Consider the following 1173-nt stretch of genomic DNA (forward strand, 5'->3'; position numbering starts at 1 on the left):
CTGGATGCTGCGGCAGGCTGGCCCTTTACACCAACCTGCCGCAGAGCGTTCCGGGGAGCCTGCGGGCACTCAAGGCCCTTGGAGGCCGTCGGACAGCAAAGCACCCGGGACGCCAGAACAGACGGTAACTCGAACAGTTGAAAGAGCCTCCGCTTGACCTTGGTCCCGTGGAGAAGCTCGCATTGGCAAGGAAGAGTCCTCATAACCATCCATCCCATCCATCGTCATGAATGATGTCCATCCCCCGTCCGTTGTCTACGTCGGCGTTGATGTCAGCGCCAAGCATCTCGATCTCGCCGGACTATCCCGGCTCAAGCAGGTGCCTAACACTCCAGCAGGCCACCAGCGGCTGCTGCACAGCCTCCCTGCCAACGCCCACGTCATCGTAGAGGCCAGCGGTGCCTGCGAGCATGCGCTGTGGATCACTCTGCTCAAAGCCGCCGTGAAAGTCAGCCGTGTCAATCCCGCCAAGGTGCGCCACTACGCACGGGCCAATGGTCGCCTGGCCAAGACTGACGCATTGGATGCGCAGCTGCTGGTTCTCTTTGGCCAGGGGCTCTCACCGCAGCCTGACGTGCTGCCTTCGGAACAGATGCTGGAGCTGCAAAGCCTTGTCAGCCGCCGCGAACAGCTTGTCGCCGTGCATGCCACCCAGCAGGTCCAGCACCAGCAGCTGCAAAATGATGCGCTCAAAACTCAGGCCAGGCAGCTCATGGACTTCATGGAGCAGCAGATCAAGGCACTGGAAAAGAACATGGCCGTCCTGGTGAACTCAGCGGAACTGCGGGAGCGGTCTCAGCGCATGCAGCAGCTGCCCGGGGTCGGCACGGTCACCAGCGCCACCTTGCTGGCCTTGATGCCGGAACTCGGCCTGCACAGCGACGCTCGCATCTGCGCTCTGGCAGGCCTTGCACCGCATCCCTATGACAGCGGTCCGATGAAGGGCCAGCGCCACATCCAGGGTGGTCGCTGGAGAGTCAGGCGCGTGCTCTACATGACGGCCATCTGCTCCCTGAGCCACAACCCCATCCTCAAAGAACACTACAAACGTCTACGTCAACGCGGCAAACCTGCGAAGGTCGCCATCACAGCTCTCATGCGCAAAATCCTCTGCGTGCTCAACAAACTCCTCACCCAACCCAACTTCACACTTGCGTCGTAACACAGTTGCTG

1 protein-coding gene is annotated in these 1173 nt (G+C 61.1%); it reads left to right on the forward strand.

Annotated elements, in window-relative coordinates:
• Positions 1 to 226: 226 nt before the first annotated feature.
• Positions 227 to 1162: an IS110 family RNA-guided transposase gene (locus ACFQDI_RS25165; RefSeq protein WP_377172271.1), complete on the forward strand. Its 936-nt coding sequence runs from the start codon at positions 227 to 229 to the stop codon at positions 1160 to 1162.
• Positions 1163 to 1173 lie beyond the last annotated feature (11 nt).

It is taken from the genome of Prosthecobacter fluviatilis (genome assembly GCF_042655725.1).
GTDB classification, from domain to species: Bacteria; Verrucomicrobiota; Verrucomicrobiia; order Verrucomicrobiales; family Verrucomicrobiaceae; genus Prosthecobacter; species Prosthecobacter fluviatilis.